Genomic DNA, 17407 nt, shown 5'->3' with positions numbered 1-17407 from the left:
AAAAATGAATATTATACAAACAGACATAGAAGGCGTTGTTATTATAGAACCCAAAGTATTTGCTGATGATAGGGGATATTTCTTTGAGTCCTTCTCTCAACAAAGATTTATAGAAAATATATGTAGTACCACCTTTGTTCAGGATAATGAATCCAAATCTACCTATGGGGTACTTAGGGGACTACACTTCCAAAAACCTCCTTATGCTCAGTCTAAGCTCGTTAGAGTAGTCAGTGGTGCGGTATGGGATGTAGCAGTGGATATACGAGAGGGTTCTCCTACCTTTGGACGTTATGTAGGAGTGGAACTTACAGGAGAGAACAAGCGACAGTTCTTTATACCGCGCGGTTTTGCACATGGTTTTGTGGTACTAAGTCCGGAAGCAGTTTTCCAATATAAGTGTGATGCTTATTATGCACCTACTCATGAGGGTAGTGTCCTTTGGAGTGATGGTACCATCGCTGTTGATTGGAAAATCCCTACCAAAGATGTTATTCTTTCTGCAAAGGATAAGCAAAGCCCTCTTCTAAAGGATGCATGGTTATTTGATTACAAAGAAAAATTATATTAAAACATCATATATGAAAAATATACTCATTACAGGAGCAAGCGGGCAACTTGCTATGGAAATTCATCAAGAATTGAACCAAAACGTTACAAATAACTATATTTTTACCACAAGAAATGAGTTGGACGTAACCAATATTGATAAGGTAAATGCTTTCTTTAAGAAACATAAGATAGAACTAGTTATCAATTGTGCAGCTTATACCAATGTTAATGGTTCTGAAATAGATAAAGAAACAGCTAATGCTGTGAACCACCTTGCAGTAAAAAATATAGCTAATGTCTGTACAGATCATAATAGTGCTTGTATCCACCTCTCTACGGATTATGTATTTGCAGGAGATAAGAATATACCCTATACAGAAACTGATGCGACCTCTCCACTAGGAGCTTATGGGCAAACTAAGTTGTTAGGAGAGAGTGCTTTGCAGCATTCTGATATTGATTTCTTAATTCTAAGAACCTCTTGGCTCTATTCTGCCTTTGGGAATAACTTTGTAAAAAATATCTTGCGCATCAGTAAAGAACGTAAAGAACTCAAGGTAGTATTTGATCAGGTGAGTACGCCTACTTATGCCAAAGATCTAGCGCGTTTTATTATCTTTGTTATTGAAAATAAACTATATAGGGGCAGACAAGATGTATATCACTTCTCTAACGAAGGGGTGTGCTCTTGGTATGATTTTGCAGTAGAAATACTCAAACTCGCCGGTAGCGATTGCAAGGTAATTCCTTGTAGAACAGAAGATTTTCCAACTCCTGCGGCACGTCCTGCCTATTCTGTATTGGATAAAAACAAACTCAAAACGGATTTCAATTTCTTCGTTCCTTATTGGAGAGATTCTTTAGTATCCTTGATGTCTCATAATACCGTATTAATATAAGATGAAGCATATTTTAATTACTGGCGGAGCAGGTTTTATCGGGGCTAACTTTGTAGTCTATTTTGCACAGAAATATCCCGATTATCACTTGGTGAATTTGGATAAACTCACTTACGCAGGAGATTTGGCTAATCTTACCGAGGTAGAGCATGCCCCTAACTATACTTTTGTGAAAGGAGATATCTGTGATAGAAAACTTATAGAGTCTCTCTTTAAGCAATATGATTTCCAAGGAGTGATTCACTTTGCTGCCGAATCTCATGTGGATAACTCTATTGCTAATCCTGATGCGTTTATCACCACCAACATACACGGGACTTTTACCCTCTTGGATGTCGCACGTCACCATTGGATGGAAGCTCCTTTTGTAGTGAAAGAAGCCTATAAAGAAGCACGTTTCCACCATATCTCTACAGATGAGGTATATGGTACTTTAGGGGAGACAGGTCTCTTTACTGAGACAACTCCTTATGCACCTAACTCACCTTATAGTGCCTCCAAAGCCTCTTCGGACATGATTGTGAGGGCTTACTTCCATACCTATGGAATGAATGTAACCACTTCCAACTGCTCCAATAACTACGGACCTAAGCAGCATAAGGAAAAACTAATTCCAACCATTATCCGTAAGGCGCTACAGGGAGAAGCGATTCCTATCTATGGGGATGGTAAGAATGTACGCGATTGGCTTTATGTATTGGATCACTGTACAGGGATCGATCTGGTATATCATAAGGGAAGAGCAGGGGAGACCTACAATATAGGAGGGCGTAACGAGCGTGACAACCTCTTTATTGCAGGACATATCTGTGAATTGTTAGACCAAAAACGACCTTTGGCAGGGGGTAAGTCTTACAAAGACTTGATTACCTTTGTCAAAGACCGAGCAGGGCACGATCGTCGTTATGCTATTGATGCTACCAAAATTGAAACTGAATTGGGCTGGCGAGCACAGGAAAACTTTGAGACAGGGATTGTCAAAACTATTGATTGGTATCTCTCTTATTTTAAGGATTTGCTATAGTCTCAAAGGCTTTTTATTATGAAAGATATTGTCAAAGGCTACTTATGTGCCTTTATCTCGGCATTTACTTATGGACTGATTCCGCTTTTTATGATTCCTATCAAGAAAGCGGAATCTTTCTCGGTAGATGCCACTCTTTTTTATCGCTTCCTCATCGCTAGCGGTGCTATTCTCCTCTTTCTTTGCTACCAGAAACAACGGTTGCGCATTAGTCTTCGGGAAGGATTGATTATGAGTGTTTTGGGATTACTCTATGCACTCTCAGCTGAGTTCTTGTTCTTAGCTTATGACTACCTTAGTCCAGGTATAGCCTCCACTATCTTTTTTAGCTATCCGATTATTGTAGCCTTGGTATTGGTACTCTTCTATAAGGAGAAAATTACCTTCCCAACCATTCTCTCGTTGCTCTTAGTCGTTGCAGGAGTAGGAGTGTTGAGTATCAAGGAAGGTAGTACAATTAACTATATAGGATTGGGTATCTCTTTGCTTGGAGCCTTAGTATATGCACTTTATATTTTGATTATCAATAAGGTACGTATAGAAGCCTCTGGGGTGAAGATTTCTTTCTATTCCATGCTCTTCTCTTCGCTATACTTCTGGGTGAAGACTCTTATTTTGGGCGAAAGCATAGCAATTCCTTCCTTATCCTTGGTAGGAGACATCACTTTATTTGCTATTATCACCACCTCTCTTTCTTTGGTTGCTTTAGTGTATGCCGTACGTTATATAGGTTCTACTCCCACAGCAATTATGGGCGCTTTTGAGCCTATTGTGGCGGTGCTTATCAGTGTAGGACTCTTCGGAGAAGCCCTTACCTCGTCCCTTATCATAGGCGGTATGGTCATCATCGCTGGGGTACTGATAGATATTGTCTTTAGAAAGCATTAAATAAGGCACTAACATTCTTCTGGATAAAAAGTCCATCCTTTGAGTTTTTTTTTTATACTTTTTCATAAAAGCTTCCTCTACCCATATGCTATGAAGACTATCCTCATTATAGAATAAGGTACCTTCTTTAGCATGATAGGTGATATGTAGTAACTTATGCTCTGTTTCTATCAGGGTATTATTGGAATATATCTTTGCAGGTACCCATTCAAATGTTTCGGGACAATGTTTTTCAAAGAAATCCATTGCCCTTTTGTTTAGCAAATAGATATACACTTTATCAATGGATATACAATCCCATTTGGCAGCAATAGCTTCGAAGTCGGTAAAGTCAATCCGAATGTTCAAGTGTATAGGTTCAGGATCTTCAAACATCAAATAATCAGTAATAGAACCCTTTACAGACTCAAAAGCACCGTATGCTCTACTTGGGTAATTGTTGGAAGTGCCTATGGTATATAGCATTTTATTAAGTATTTGATTGTTAATGAGAGTTATATTGTATAGTATGCTCAATAATTTATCTGTTCTGTATTTTTAAATTGGTGTCCATATCTTTTTCAGTTAATTCAATAACAACCTTATAAGGCGTATGTGGCAGTACTTTTATGGGGATACTTCTCTTTATGAGAGGCTGTAGAAAAGAATAGAAATTGGGAGTTAAAGATATCTGTAGTGTATGAAGATTTGTTTTATAGATTATTAAAGTACGAATTACCAGCTCGTACTATTGAAGGAACCTAAATAATATATTAACATTCTTCTGGATAAAAAGTCCATCCTTTGAGTTTCTCCTTCTTATACTTTTTCATAAAAGCTTCCTCTACCCATATGCTACGAAGACTCTCCTTATTATAGAATAAGGTACCTTCTTTAGAGTGATTTGTGATATGTAGTAACTTATGCTCTGTTTCTATCAGGGTATTATTGGAATATATCTTTGCAGGTACCCATTCAAATGTTTCGGGACAATGTTTTTCAAAGAAATCCATTGCCCTTTTGTTTAGCAAATAGATATACACTTTATCAATGGATATACAATCCCATTTGGCAGCAATAGCTTCGAAGTCGGTAAAGTCAATCCGAATGTTCAAGTGTATAGGCTCAGGATTTCTGAACATAATATAATCAGTAATAGAACCCTTTACAGACTGAAAAGCACCGTATGCTCTATTTGGGTAATTGTTGGAAGTGCCTATGGTATATAGCATTTTATTAGGTGTTTGATTGTTAATGAGAGTTATATTGTATAGTATACTCAATAATCTATCTGTTCTGTGTTTTTAAATTGGTGTCCATATTTTTTTTAGCTAATTCAATAAAAATTTTATGAAGCGTATATGACAGTACTTTTATAAAGATGCTTTTATTTATAAGATTTTATAAAAAAGAATAGACGTTAGAGGATAGAGTTATTTATGTTATAGTATTTTTAGTTCTATTTGTGGTAAATTACGAAGTATAAGCTACAAACTTACGCTATCATAAGAGTGTTTAAGTTCTTGTTCTAATTTGTGAATTGTGTTTAAGTAATTTTCTATAAGGTAAACACTCATTTTTGTTGTATTTATATAGTTCTTTAATATAGTCAATAACTCTTCTGTTACTTGAATAGGAATTTTTTCTTTAGTGGATAGTATTTTTTTTACTTCTGTATGAAAATTTTCGATTGATTTCGTTTTAGGACTTATATTAGGTATCGAAATCAAATAATCCCATCTTCTTTTCCAAGAAATATATTGTGGAAAATGGGATATATTTAAGGATACATAGTAATTCACTTTTTTATGAGAGGCAGCTTCCTTAAATAACTCAAATACTTTATCAGTAGGATATAGCTTATATCGCCAAACCATATTCCCTATACTTGATATAATATTAATTAGCATGCATGTATTGGTTGGGAATGTTTTCCCTATAGCAACTAAGTGTTCTGCCAAAAGAGTATCTGTTAGTATGGGAATGTAGAATGTAGAAAACTCTTTTCTTGGGAATTTTTCAAAAGCAGACATTATTTTCTCCAAATCCTCTTCATTATATGATTCCCAAAGGTATAATTTATCCTTTAAGTCTTCTAATATCTTTATTTTCTGTTGCATAAAAGTTACTTTTGATTGATGTAATCATTCAAAATATTCATCAAATTCACTCATATTTCTCTGTGTTTAAAAGATGAACGCCGATAATAAAAAGGATTATCGGCGTTATAGATTATTAGTCACTAGTCATTAGCCACTAACTAAGGAAGTCAATGATATCGCTAGCAATCATCGTGTTCTTCTTGGTATTTCTTACATAGGTGTCGGCGGCTTTTCCGTGGATATAAACTCCCACAATAGCAGCATTGAGTGGGGTATAGCCCTGAGATAAAAGCCCCGTGATGACCCCAGTAAGTACATCACCACTACCAGCGGTAGCAAGGGCAGGGTTTCCGGTGGAGTTCACCCAGAAATGATCTCCGTCAGTAATCATGGTGAAAGCTCCTTTAAGAACCAAGATGATTTTGTGTTTCTTGGCAAACTCTTTGGCTTTTGCCTGGCGGTCAAGGTCGTCCGACCATTTGCCGATGAGGCGTTCCAATTCCTTAGGGTGAGGAGTAAGGATAGCGTTCTTAGGTAGTGCACGTTGGAGGTCTTCGCTGGAGGCAACAAGGTTGAGTGCATCAGCATCAATGACGAAGGGGACATTAGGGAATGTTCTAAGCAAGGAAGCAAGTGTACCCTGAGCAGAGGATGAAGTACCCATTCCTATACCTATGCCTATTGCATTGGGAGAGAAAGGAATATCGGTAGGGGAGAGTTCTTCTTCTTGGGAGGAGGTGAGTACCATAGCCTCTGGAAGAGCAGTCTGTGCTATTTGGTAGCCACACTTGGGTAGAAGAAGGGTTAGTAAGCCCGCTCCACTGCGTAGGGTTGCCTTACCACTCAAGAGGGGAGCACCTATCTTGCCATAGCTACCTCCTACTATAAGGGCATGACCATATGTACCTTTGTTGGTAAAGCGATGGCGGGTACGCAGTAGGCGCTTGAGTTCTTTTTCTGTGGTGTAATCATATTCGGTAGCCACTTCCTTGAGGTAGTCGAAGGAGAGGGGTAGCGGCAACACTTCCCAATAGGGGATATAACGTCCTGTCTGAGGAAGGAGGAAAGGGAGTTTGGGAGCAAAGAATGTCAGTACCACATGTGGAGTTACAAATACATCTTTCTCTTCCCTATCACCGCCTAAGAACAGGCCTGAAGGCACGTCTATACTGATAATAAGTCCTTTTTGACGATTGATTTCTTCAAATACGCGTTGTACCCAAGGAGAAACTCTGCGAGAGAGCCCTATACCAAAGATAGCATCAATAGTGATAGGCTGGGTGCCATTGTATTTGTTGGCAACAAAGTCTTCAAACCCCTTAGCGGGTTTACCTTTGATGGGTTGGAAGTGCTTGTCGTTGGCTTGTAGGTAATCTTCGGAGGTCGCTGGCTGGGAAACCGAGGTGATTTCCACTTGAGGGAAATTTTCCTTGAGAAGTTCTAAGTTCTTGGTAAAGTCCGCCGAATGGATTTCACTGAAGGGAACTAGAGTTACTCTTACTTTTTTACCAGTTTGCGAAAGTAGGCGTGCTAGGGCGAGACCATCACCACCATTATTGCCTACCCCTGCATAGATATGGTAGGGGTTGTCGTTGGGGAGGTTTTTCTTGATCCAAGCCATAAGGTTGTTGGCGGCTCTTTCCATGTGATCCCAAGAGGTAATTTGTTGTTCCTGAATAGTTTGCTCGTCCGCAGCGCGCATTTGCTCATTAGTAAGTATTTTCATAAGTGAATTATTTAAAGAATTAGTAAAATGTTCTGTTTTAAGATGATAAATAATCTATGTTTCGAAAATAGGACAATATGGCTTGCTTTAGTAAGGTATGTTGTTCTTCCTCTGGCAAGGTCAAGTGATCCTTGATTCTTCTATAAAAAGGCCAACCTTCTTTGTCTTTGTATTCAAAAAAGTAATATCCGAAGGGAGCCAATACACAGCAGGTGGCTATATGTATGAGGTTGACTTTGTCCTCTTTGGAGAATACCTCATGAGGCTTGCCAAGCTCTTGAATCCCTATCAGATAAAGGACTCTGTCTATATCCAATTGCATAGGCAGGGAGAAATCCTTGACCAGCTTTTGGGCTAAGATTTCCCACTGTTCGCTAAGTGTTTTTTCAGTTGTCACATGGTTGTTCTAAGGGAGAGCAAATATACTAATTTTTGTCCAATTTAGAGATATGAACAGTTTTTATTATTTTGTTAAAAACTTTTATAAATTGAAAATCAATTAGTTGTGTTGTGTTGTAAAATTATTTTTTATAGACTGTTGGTCTTCTCAATTTTTTTTTCTAATTTTGTAGTTCAGTTTAGAAATAGAAAAACGAAGAATAATGAGAAAAATTGTTACAAGCATAGCTGTTATTAGTTTGCTCGCTGCGTGTGGCGAAAAAGCTGCTGAGACAAAGGTAGATTATGCAGTACTCTCAGGTAAGGTATCCTCTGTAGGAGCAAAAGAGGATGGTCAAAAGGTATTTTTACTTCAGAATGATGAGGTAATAAAAGAAATTCCTGTGCAGACTGATGGTACTTTCCGTGATACTATTCGTGAAATAGGAGATAACCACCTCTACTATCTTGTTGAGAATCCTGTGGTACAAGTCCCTCTTTACTTAGCTAATGGAGCCAATATAGAGCTTACCCTCAATGAGGAAGTGAGCAAAACTATGGTTTCTGGTAGCGAAACAAAACAAACTCAGTACCTAATAGAACGTAATGCCTTTGTCAGTGACCGAATCAATGGGGCTGATTCCAATCTTTTTGGACAAAAACCACCTGAATTTAAGGAAAATATCAAAACTTTCTTCGCAGAGCTTAATGCTAAGCTAAAGGCTTATGGTTTTGATGATGAGTTCGTGAAGAATCAAGAAAAATGGGCTAAGTATAAGTTTGTGGAATATCTAACTGCATTCCCTACTTACAATAGATATGTTTCAGGAAAAGATGTGATCTTACCGGATGATTTCTATGCAGAAAGAGATGCTATTGACTATGATAATGCTGAGGAGTACCGCTTGATAGATACTTACCGTGATTTGGTACGCAATAAGTTCTATTCAATTATCACCAATCCTAACGATCCAGAAAATATAAAGGAGTTTATCTCTGCCGTTAATGCTTTGAAATCCGATAATATTCGTGCGGATTTGGCTAAGGGAATGGTCCCTTTACTCTCTGCTAACAATCCCTTGAATAAAGAAGTTTTCGATTTTATCAATAAGAATGTAACTGACGAAAAAGTAAAAGAAGCAGCAAAAAAAGCCTATGAGGTAGCAGGCAAACTTGCAGCAGGCAAGCTTTCTCCTAAGTTCTCTAATTATGAGAATTTCAACGGAGGCACTTCCTCTTTGGACGATTTCAAAGGAAAAGTAACTTATATAGATGTATGGGCTACTTGGTGCTTGCCTTGCCGTGGGGAAATCCCAGCGCTTAAGGAATTGGAAAAGAAATTCCAAGGAAAAGATGTTGCTTTTGTAAGTATCTCTATAGATGAAAACAAAGAGGATTGGAAGCAATTCGTTAAGAATGAAGACCTAAAAGGCGTACAACTTATTGCTGATGGTGCTTTTAATGCACAGTTTATCGAAGACTATGGTATCCGACAAATTCCTACTTTTATTATTATAGACAAAGAAGGTAAGATTGTCAATGCAGATGCGCCACGTCCTTCAAGTGAAGAAATTACAGGCTTATTGGAAGGCTTATTGAAAAAGTAATAGACATAATTTTAACACCTATAAAAAGGCTGTCCCCAAAGGGCAGTCTTTTTTTGGATAAAAAGTAAAAAGTGAAAGATAAAGAGGGTTCAGTATTCTAGTGAGGTATCTAAACTCCTGTATTCCTCTACTCCTAATAGTTAAAAAATATCTAAACTTTTGCCTGTGCAAAAACATTGCGCAACGACATCGTATCTTTGCACACGTAAAGAAAAGAACTCATGTTTGAAAAACAGCTAATTTCCAAGGCTTTTCCTTCTTATCTGAATCAAGATGCCGCCATGTTGGTCAACTTTCTTATCAAAAGAGAGGCTTGCTTTGAGGATGTCTTGGCAGAAGAGAGGGTGGTGCTCAGGGGTGAGAGTCTTATCATTCCTAAGAGAGTGTATTTTGGTCAATACCATACACAATCTCTTACTTATTTGCAGGAGATGATGCTCAATTGCTTGTATTTGTGTCATCATAATGGCTTCCTTAGGGAAGCCTATCTTAGGAAGGTTCTGCAAGCGAAAGAGGATTTTACCTTACCCTATATAGCGTTGTTATTCGGTGACTATGTGTATGAAATATTGGAGGTACTTGAGAAAAGTCTTTCTAATAAGAATAAGGAAAAACTCAGGAACTTTTTGACTGAAAACCCTCTTTTCAAAAAACGAATAGAGAGCCGTATGGTTAGCTATTGGGATTGCTATTATAGAACGCTTTACCCTAACCTAAAAGAATATATAGGATACCAACTTTTGAAAATTACTAACTCAAGTTTCGTAAGTTAGTGCTAACAAATTGAATGTTAGAAAACTACTAGGCATACGAATCTTTTACTTTTTACTTTATATAGTATGGAAGATAAAGCTTTAATCAAAAAACGTATAGATTGGTTTTGTAGAAACAAAATCAATGCCTTTTCACCTACCATTTCTCCTGCTCCTAAGTCAGTGGAGCGCAATGAGATAGAAAGCCTCTATGAGGGACTATTATGGTTTGTCCGTAATGGCGTACGAGAGGTGGTCATTGAAAAAAAATATATGGGCTCTTATTGTGATATTTACCTACATAAGCACTTGGAAGAGAGTTATTTGGTAAGTAGGAATGGTTATAAAATTAACTATTTGGACAAGGAAAAATGCCTTACAGCCTTGCGCCCCTTGCATGCTCGTCTTTCTTGGGAAGGGGTGGAGTTAAGGATTATCCAATCGGAGCTGATGCCTTGGTCTGTCTTAGGAAAAGGTCTTATTAACAATGAGTTTGCTGCTTATTATATCTCTCATGAGATACATGCTAACTATTTGGAAAAGAGTAATTTGTATGAAAAACTCTATAAGATACAGCAGACTCCAGAGTATCAGGCTTTTATCAGTGATGCTAAGGAGCTTTCCCCTAAGGAGTTGAAGGAGAAATATCCTAACCATATCATTCGCCAATACCAATCGGTGCGTGATTTTAAGTTTTTGGATTTACCTCATTATCAACAGAATATAGCGCTCTTTAAGCGACAATTGGATATTTTTGGTAAGGAAGCAGAACTATTCTTCAAGCCTTTTAATATTCTCAAGGAAGTGCGTAGTGATGGCAGTGAATACTTTGTCAATGACAATCTTAGTTTCCGTCAGGTGAATGATGATAAATGCCTACATTACCTTTTCACTGATGAGACAGATTTTGAGGCTAAGTACCCTGAGATACGTGCTTGGGTGGATAAGGTCAATCAGAGCGATGAGGAAGGGGTGGTTATTAAGCCGCGTACAGCCTTCCTTCCTAGCATGCCGCCTGCCTTCAAGGTACGTAACAATGATTACCTAACTCTTGTCTATGGAGTGGATTTCCAAGACCAACTTCAGGAGCAAATCGCCAGAAGAAATATCAAAGGGAAACTTCGTTGTTCTATCAATGACTGGGCGATCAATGCCAAGCTATTGGCAATCCCTTATAGTGACTTACACGAGGAAAACTACGAGTTGAAGAATTTGGTACTTGATCGTATATTAGGTGAAGAAATAGAAAACCAATTAGATAGCAGACTATGAGTACAAAAAATAATCCCCATTACTTTCCTAAACTCCTTATTCTGGTGGGAGCACCAGGGTCAGGCAAATCTACCTTTGCGCGCTACTTTATCCGTACAGAGGATAATTGGGTGCGTGTCAATCGTGATGATTTCCGCCTAATGCAGTTCGGTGATACGCTTATGTCACCCTTCTATGAGGAACGTATTACCAAAATGGTGGAGGCATCCGTTATTACCCTATTGAAAAATCATACCAATGTGATTATAGATGCTACCAATAGCTCCTTGCGTACCCTTGAGGATATGGTGCGTACCTATACCGAATATGCAGATATTTCCTTTAAAGTTTTTGACCTTTCGGTGGAGGAACTTGTCAAGCGCTGTGATAAGCGTTATGAGCAAACAGGTAAGTTTATCCCTAAGAGCGCTATAGAAAAGCATGTAACTCAATTACAATACACTAAAGAAAAATTTGATTTCAAGCCTATTCCTCGTACAGTGAAGGAGGCTACACTCACCTATACTGCGCAGGATAGCACTTTGCCTAAGGCTGTAATTTGTGATTTGGATGGTACCCTTTCTTTGCTTAATGGTCGTGACCCTTATGATGCTTCTTCGGCTGATGAGGATTTGCTCAATGTTCCAGTAGCACGGGTATTACAAATGGCTAAAGCACAGGGTTACAAGGTGATACTTCTTTCAGGGCGGGAACAGCTTTATAGGGAACCTACCGAGCGTTTTCTTTCGAAATACCAAATCGCCTATGACCTATTGCTTATGCGTACAACCAATGATTATAGGAAAGACAACATCATCAAGAAAGAGCTTTTCCAACAAGAAATAGCGGGTAAGTACTTTATAGAGTTCCTCTTGGATGACCGTAACCAAGTGGTGGATATGTGGCGTAAGGACTTACAGCTGCCTTGTTTCCAAGTGAATTATGGTGATTTTTAATAATCAAAAATAAGAAAATTAATTGTAACTTATTAAAATACAAATAAATAATCATGAAAAAAATCATTACATGTGTAATTACCATCGGTTTGCTTGCTGCCTGTGGTGAAAAATCAGTGCAGGAAAAGGCTGATTATGCGGTGATCTCTGGAAAGGTATCGGTTACCGAAAACGAGAAAATACAGCTCGTTCATAACAACGAGGTGATTAAGGACATTGCTATAGCCTCTGATGGTACTTTCCGAGATACCATACGCACTATAACCGACAATCATGCCTACTACCTCTTTGAGAATCCTCAGCTGTTAGTGCCTCTTTATTTGGATAAAGGGACTCAAATAGAGTTCACCCTCAACCAAGACCTCTCCAAGGTGACCCTCTCTGGTACTCAAATAGGGCAAACCCAATACCTTATAGAGAGAGAACTCTTTGTCAATAAGAACATATTCCGATCCGACGGTGCGCTCTTCAAGCAAGAACCACAGGCTTTTAAGGAAAGTCTTAAAAAGTTCTTTGCTGAACTCGAAACCAAGCTAAAAGGGTATAACCTTGACGAGGATTTCGTGAAGCGCCAGCAAAAATGGATTCAATATAAGTATATAGCAGCACTAACGGATTATCCCAATTCGTATGAATACTTCTTAAAAAAGCAACCCACGCTACCTCAAGATTTCTTTGCTGAGAGAGACCAAATAGATTTTGATAATGCCAAGGAATATGAGACCGATGAGGCTTATAGGGATTTGGTACAAGGTAAATATTATTCTCAGCTAAGCGATGCTAGTGATCCCGCACAGGTAGAAAACTTTATAAAACTCGTATCTGCCCTTAAGTCAGAAAATATTCGTGCTGATTTTGCAAAAGAGTTAGCTACACTTATTATTCCGGGTAATACTAAGAACAAAGAGGTATTGGATTTTGTACTTAGTAATGTAAAGGATGAAAAAGTAAAACAAGAAGCACAAGCAACTTATGACAAGATTACAAAATTAGCTGTGGGTGTTCCCTCTCCTGTCTTTACCAACTATGAAAATGCTAACGGAGGTACTAATTCCCTTTCTGATTTCAAAGGAAAACTCGTATATGTAGATGTCTGGGCTACTTGGTGTCGCCCTTGTTTGGCTGAAATTCCTGCGCTAAAAGCCTTACATGATAAGCTCAAGGGTAAAAATATAGAGTTTGTAAGTATTTCCATAGATGAAGACAAGGAAGCATGGCGCAAGGCAGTAAAAGAAAGAGAGCTCAAAGGGGTACAACTCATTGCTGATAAGGCTTTTGAATCTCAATTTATTCAAGACTATGGTATCAGCCAGATTCCTACTTTTCTTATCATAGATAAGGATGGAAAAATTGTGAGTCCTAATGCACCCCGTCCTTCTGACCCTGATATAGAGAAAATCCTAACAGGTAAAAACTAGAAGAATTATAGGCTCCTAGCTTCCCATGGACAAAGGTGTTTCTTTTTTAGATAGGTATTTGGATAAAACAAAAAGCTACCTTCCTTTTCCCTATCTGCATAAACGAATAGGCACTACTAGGGAGCCATCTATTAGGGATAATACCAAATATTGTATAAAATGTTGAAAGAGGTTGTTTCTTTTTGGGACAACCTCTTTTTTCAATATTTATGATTCTTTAGTTTATTCTTTAAATTCACTATCTTCATCTGTTCTTGTGCAGCAGAAAGTTTAGGATCCTTGGTTAAATATCTAACAATAATTTCTTTCTCTCCTTTCCTCAATAAGTTATATTCATCAGAACAATCATCTTTCAAACTATTTTTAAGCTGTTTTTGACAGAATAATTATCTAATTTTCTTTGGGTTGTTTTTGTAGAATACCTATATCTTTCGGACAATTGACTATAAGTTTATTTGTTTTTTAAGGAAAAGTCTTTCCACAAGCATGACTTTTGTATCGTTGTCCCCTTTCTTTAATACCATCCTTCTTGGCTATTTTACTGCCGTGTAAAAGCATATTTCCCCTCTTTTCAAATAGCTATAAAGGTAGATAAAATAAGGAATTACACAACTTTTGAGCAACATTTTTGTCCATTAATCAGGTTTTAGCTATACCTTCTTAAATTCTATATTTTCTCACTTTTTAATATTTAACAACAAATTTATTTCATTTGGCAATTATTTCACATTTATATTTCATACCTTTGTATCCTATTTAAATATTCTCTGTTTTAATATAAATTGCATTATTTTACACTACAAATACTATATAACTTATGAGAAAAATCTACTTTCTTTACTTGCTATTGGGACTCTCTACAATAGTTACAGCCCAAGAACGTCTCCTATTGGGAACGGTCAAAGATGAAAAAAATGAACCTCTCTTAGGTGTGACTGTCATGATAGAGGGTACAGGCAAAGGGGTAGCTACCGATATCAATGGTACCTATTTCTTGGAGGTGAGAGATGGTCAGGTACTGACTTTCTCTTCCGTTGGCTATCAAACACTACATCATGTGGTAACTCCTGATCTTAAAAAACTGGATGTTTCTTTATCCTTGCAGGTAGAGAAGATTCCAGAAGTGGTGGTGGTAGGTTTCGGAAAGAAACAAGCGGTTAAGGAACTTACTGGTGCGGTGAGCAAGCTGGATAATGTATCGGATAATAATTCCATTTCGGTAGATAAAGTACTCTTGGGTAGGGTAGCAGGTGTGCAAGGAGGAGTTGTCTCTGGACAGCCAGGAAGTGCTGCTACCATTCGTATCCGTGGGGTGGCTTCGGTCAATGGGCGTAACGAACCGGTCTATGTGATAGATGGGGTGAGAGTTACCCATGGTGACCACGCACAAAATACAAGAGGAAATAATGTACTGGCAGGTTTGAATAATGATGATATAGAGAGTGTTACCATTCTCAAGGATGCAGTATCTACCGCCATATATGGTGCTGATACAGGATCTGGAGTGGTGATTATTACTACTAAATCGGGCAGGAAGGGAGCTGCTAACTTTCGTATCTCAAGTGAAGTAGGACTTGTCTCTCGTGCTGCAGTAGGGGAAAAACCCCTCACTACAGAACAGTGGCTGGGTTTCCTATATGATGCTTATCTCAATAGTGAAGAAGGCTCTGCTGCTTATCCCAACAAAGAGGCTCTCTTGGCTGATCTTAAGGCAGGAAATGTCTCCACAGGTAATGGAGGATATATATTACAAGATATCTATAAACAAAGACACATTAATACCGATTGGAGAAAGCTCGTGGAGAATAAAATGGCGCTCTACCAAGAAATCAATGCCACTGTCTCTGGCGGAAATGATAAACTATCCTATTATTCTTCCCTTGGCTACCTCAAGGAAGATGGTATCGTCAAGGAAAATAGCTTCGAGAGAGTAACCAGTAGCAATAAGATTGACTTCCAAGCAACCAGCAAGCTACGTCTCTCCACTAATATTCAGCTCTCTTATGCCAATACACTAGCACAGCCAGAAGGGCCACAATATTCCGATCCTGTATATGGACAATATATGATCCGACCTACAGAAAGAGCTTATAACCCAGATGGTTCCCTTAACTATGGTCAATATGGTATGCTCTCTAATGGAACTTATAATATAGTAGCACTACAAAAATTGAACTATAACAAAAACCAAACAATGAGGGCACTTGCTAATTTCCAATTGGACTACCAGTTGGCTAAAAACCTACTTTATAAGTTTGTTTTTGCTCCTGAGTATATTGATCTAGGGGAAGATGGTTATAAATCCCCCGTACATGGAGATGCTTTCTATACCAAAGGAGAGGCCGATTGGTTCAATACACGTATATTTAGTTTCAATCTACAGAATATCCTTTCCTATGACTTGACTATAAAGGAAAAGAATCACCTCTCGGCAAGTCTTATTCAGGAAGCATATCGCTCTGATCAGAAGAATATAGATGCCGTTGTTTTTACCGCAGGTTCTAATAAGCTTAAGACGCTATCTAGCTTTATTAAGCCTGTTTCTATCTCTGGTACTAGGGAAATTAATTCTCGTGAGGGCTATGCCCTAACCTTACACTATGATTATAATAAGTTATTCCTGTTAGACCTCGCAGGTAGACAGGATAGATTATCCAATTTCTGGGAAGAGAACCGTACAGGTTATTTCTATTCAGTAGGATTAGGGGTGGATTTAGCACGTTTGGAATCCTTTAGTAAGACAAAACAACTCTCACAGCTGAAGTTCTCTACCTCCTATGGGCGTTTAGGGAATATGGTCTATGTCTCCCCTTATGCAGGTTATCAGTATAGATTTAATTATGACAACAAAGCGGCGGGTGTTCCTATAGGGGTGGATAATCCTGATCTGCGCTGGGAGACTCTTTACCCTCTGAATGTAGGCTTAGATATAGGATTTTTCTCCGATAGAATAACCCTTTCTACCGCTTATTTTATAAAGAAAACTAAGGATATGATCTTCTCACTACCACTCTCTACTGCTCAGGGTTCTTATACCGCTACCAAACAGGTGAATGTGGGAGAAATGGAGAATAAGGGTTGGGAACTAGCAATCAATGCAGAACTGATAAAGAACGAAGAGGGACTGAATTGGGAATTAGGAGGGCACATAAGTACTCTATCAAACAAAATTACTCAAATGTATGATGATGCCCCTATCACATTCACCAATCGTATCCTCCAAAAAGGAGAAAATGTAGGGGCTTTTTACCTAAAAAAATGGGCAGGGGTAGATCCAAATACGGGAGCTCCTCTTTGGTATAAGAATGGAAAAGATGGTGAGACTACCTCTGTCTATAGTGAAGCCAAGGAAGCTATACAGGGAAGCTATCTCGCTTCTCTCTATGGAGGATTTGATACCAAAATCTCCTATAAGAACCTATCCCTCTTAGCTCAGTTTGCTTATGGATTTGGGAACAAGCTCTACGATTCCTCTGCTTCTTGGGCGAAGGATGATGGGAAGACTACCTATCTGTATCCAGGTTATGCCTCTCAGGTAGAATCCTATTGGACACCTCAAAATCGCAATAGTGAGAACCCTAAACCAATTTGGGATGGCAATGCACAGTCTGCTGAGGCCTCTACCCGCTACCTATATGACGGAGATTACTTGCGCCTACAGACGCTGAAACTCTCCTATGACTTTCCAACTATCTGGCTTGAAGGTACCTACCTCAAGCAGCTGCAGTGCTATGTACTTGGGGACAACCTATGGACTCATAACTTTGATAAAAGATTCAAGGGAGATCCCGAAGCACAAGCCGATGGAAGAGTGGATTTTGTCCTTCCTACTCTCAGAACTCTCAGTTTCGGAATAAATATTAATTTTTAAATCA

Annotated in this window: 14 protein-coding genes; 10 read left to right on the top strand and 4 right to left on the bottom strand. The window is 38.4% G+C overall.

Annotation, left to right across the window (positions count from 1 at the left end; all coding sequences use genetic code 11):
• Positions 1–4: 4 nt before the first annotated feature.
• From rfbC to Q0625_RS13630, 4 genes are read left to right on the top strand one after another with little or no spacing between them, the layout of a single operon-like run.
• Complete coding sequence (gene rfbC / locus Q0625_RS13645) at positions 5–571, top strand: dTDP-4-dehydrorhamnose 3,5-epimerase (protein WP_298828412.1); 567 nt, start codon at positions 5–7, stop codon at positions 569–571.
• Between the two features lie 10 nt (positions 572–581).
• Positions 582–1451, top strand: coding sequence for a dTDP-4-dehydrorhamnose reductase (gene rfbD / locus Q0625_RS13640; protein ID WP_298828410.1), 870 nt, complete (start codon positions 582–584; stop codon positions 1449–1451).
• Between the two features lies 1 nt (position 1452).
• Positions 1453–2475 (top strand): dTDP-glucose 4,6-dehydratase, encoded by a 1023-nt coding sequence (rfbB, locus tag Q0625_RS13635; protein ID WP_298828409.1) that lies wholly within the window; start codon positions 1453–1455, stop codon positions 2473–2475.
• Between the two features lie 18 nt (positions 2476–2493).
• Positions 2494–3363: a DMT family transporter gene (locus Q0625_RS13630; RefSeq protein ID WP_298828408.1), complete on the top strand. Its 870-nt coding sequence runs from the start codon at positions 2494–2496 to the stop codon at positions 3361–3363.
• 752 nt (positions 3364–4115) lie between these two features.
• On the opposite strand, the gene Q0625_RS13625 is transcribed toward Q0625_RS13630, so the two are convergent.
• The 4 genes from Q0625_RS13625 to Q0625_RS13610 all read right to left on the bottom strand — a co-directional run bounded on the left by Q0625_RS13625 (position 4116) and on the right by Q0625_RS13610 (position 7567).
• Positions 4116–4574 carry a hypothetical protein gene (locus Q0625_RS13625; RefSeq protein ID WP_298828405.1) on the bottom strand — a complete coding sequence of 153 codons (459 nt, stop codon included), beginning with the start codon at positions 4572–4574 and terminating at the stop codon, positions 4116–4118.
• 255 nt (positions 4575–4829) lie between these two features.
• Positions 4830–5462, bottom strand: coding sequence for a hypothetical protein (locus Q0625_RS13620; protein ID WP_298828402.1), 633 nt, complete (start codon positions 5460–5462; stop codon positions 4830–4832).
• A gap of 136 nt (positions 5463–5598) precedes the next feature.
• Entirely contained in the window at positions 5599–7170 is a 1572-nt protein-coding gene (locus tag Q0625_RS13615) for an NAD(P)H-hydrate dehydratase (RefSeq protein ID WP_298828400.1), read from the bottom strand.
• 37 nt (positions 7171–7207) lie between these two features.
• Entirely contained in the window at positions 7208–7567 is a 360-nt protein-coding gene (locus Q0625_RS13610) for a hypothetical protein (RefSeq protein WP_298828398.1), read from the bottom strand.
• Between the two features lie 205 nt (positions 7568–7772).
• On the opposite strand from Q0625_RS13610, the gene Q0625_RS13605 reads away from it, so the two are divergent.
• The 6 genes from Q0625_RS13605 (at position 7773) to Q0625_RS13580 (ending at position 17403) form a co-directional block, all read left to right on the top strand.
• Positions 7773–9155, top strand: coding sequence for a TlpA disulfide reductase family protein (locus tag Q0625_RS13605; RefSeq protein WP_298828396.1), 1383 nt, complete (start codon positions 7773–7775; stop codon positions 9153–9155).
• A gap of 221 nt (positions 9156–9376) precedes the next feature.
• A complete protein-coding gene (locus tag Q0625_RS13600; RefSeq protein ID WP_298828393.1) occupies positions 9377–9928 on the top strand; it encodes a hypothetical protein in 552 nt (183 codons plus the stop codon).
• 66 nt (positions 9929–9994) lie between these two features.
• Complete coding sequence (locus tag Q0625_RS13595; RefSeq protein ID WP_298828389.1) at positions 9995–11179, top strand: hypothetical protein; 1185 nt, start codon at positions 9995–9997, stop codon at positions 11177–11179.
• Positions 11176–12114, top strand: a complete 939-nt coding sequence (locus Q0625_RS13590; protein WP_298828386.1) for an AAA family ATPase — start codon at positions 11176–11178, stop codon at positions 12112–12114. The genes Q0625_RS13595 and Q0625_RS13590 overlap by 4 nt, the downstream gene beginning before the upstream one ends.
• A 53-nt stretch (positions 12115–12167) precedes the next feature.
• Positions 12168–13532 (top strand): TlpA disulfide reductase family protein, encoded by a 1365-nt coding sequence (locus Q0625_RS13585; protein ID WP_298828384.1) that lies wholly within the window; start codon positions 12168–12170, stop codon positions 13530–13532.
• An 817-nt stretch (positions 13533–14349) separates the two neighbouring features.
• Positions 14350–17403, top strand: coding sequence for a SusC/RagA family TonB-linked outer membrane protein (locus Q0625_RS13580; protein ID WP_298828382.1), 3054 nt, complete (start codon positions 14350–14352; stop codon positions 17401–17403).
• Positions 17404–17407: the final 4 nt, after the last annotated feature.

Origin of the sequence: uncultured Capnocytophaga sp. (genome assembly GCF_938029845.1) — a bacterium.
Classification (GTDB): Bacteria; Bacteroidota; Bacteroidia; order Flavobacteriales; family Flavobacteriaceae; genus Capnocytophaga.
Note: the sequence above shows the minus strand (reverse complement) of the source record. Positions and strands in the feature narration are given on the sequence as shown.

Coding starts and splice junctions, on each gene's coding strand:
- rfbC (WP_298828412.1), top strand. CDS start 5: ATGAATATTATACAAACAGACATAGAAGGCGTTGTTATTATAGAACCC.
- rfbD (WP_298828410.1), top strand. CDS start 582: ATGAAAAATATACTCATTACAGGAGCAAGCGGGCAACTTGCTATGGAA.
- rfbB (WP_298828409.1), top strand. CDS start 1,453: ATGAAGCATATTTTAATTACTGGCGGAGCAGGTTTTATCGGGGCTAAC.
- Q0625_RS13630 (WP_298828408.1), top strand. CDS start 2,494: ATGAAAGATATTGTCAAAGGCTACTTATGTGCCTTTATCTCGGCATTT.
- Q0625_RS13625 (WP_298828405.1), bottom strand. CDS start 4,574: ATGCTATATACCATAGGCACTTCCAACAATTACCCAAATAGAGCATAC.
- Q0625_RS13620 (WP_298828402.1), bottom strand. CDS start 5,462: ATGCAACAGAAAATAAAGATATTAGAAGACTTAAAGGATAAATTATAC.
- Q0625_RS13615 (WP_298828400.1), bottom strand. CDS start 7,170: ATGAAAATACTTACTAATGAGCAAATGCGCGCTGCGGACGAGCAAACT.
- Q0625_RS13605 (WP_298828396.1), top strand. CDS start 7,773: ATGAGAAAAATTGTTACAAGCATAGCTGTTATTAGTTTGCTCGCTGCG.
- Q0625_RS13600 (WP_298828393.1), top strand. CDS start 9,377: ATGTTTGAAAAACAGCTAATTTCCAAGGCTTTTCCTTCTTATCTGAAT.
- Q0625_RS13595 (WP_298828389.1), top strand. CDS start 9,995: ATGGAAGATAAAGCTTTAATCAAAAAACGTATAGATTGGTTTTGTAGA.
- Q0625_RS13590 (WP_298828386.1), top strand. CDS start 11,176: ATGAGTACAAAAAATAATCCCCATTACTTTCCTAAACTCCTTATTCTG.
- Q0625_RS13585 (WP_298828384.1), top strand. CDS start 12,168: ATGAAAAAAATCATTACATGTGTAATTACCATCGGTTTGCTTGCTGCC.
- Q0625_RS13580 (WP_298828382.1), top strand. CDS start 14,350: ATGAGAAAAATCTACTTTCTTTACTTGCTATTGGGACTCTCTACAATA.